This is a genomic window from Staphylococcus sp. HMSC065D05, from assembly GCF_001813195.1.
GTDB classification, from domain to species: Bacteria; Bacillota; Bacilli; order Staphylococcales; family Staphylococcaceae; genus Staphylococcus; species Staphylococcus epidermidis.
Map to the genome: position 1 here is coordinate 1 of NZ_KV811758.1, position 216 is coordinate 216.

Genomic DNA, 216 nt, shown 5'->3' on the forward strand with positions numbered 1-216 from the left:
ATCATTCAACGGTCTACCGTTGGGTTCAAGAATATGCCCCAATTTTATATCAAATTTGGAAGAAAAAGCATAAAAAAGCTTATTACAAATGGCGTATTGATGAGACGTACATCAAAATAAAAGGAAAATGGAGCTATTTATATCGTGCCATTGATGCAGAGGGACATACATTAGATATTTGGTTGCGTAAGCAACGAGATAATCATTCAGCATATG

1 protein-coding gene is annotated in these 216 nt (G+C 34.7%); it reads left to right on the forward strand.

Annotation, left to right across the window (positions count from 1 at the left end; all coding sequences use genetic code 11):
- Window positions 1-216: DDE-type integrase/transposase/recombinase (locus HMPREF2897_RS07955; RefSeq protein WP_141751292.1), on the forward strand; the 216-nt coding region annotated here is incomplete at both ends.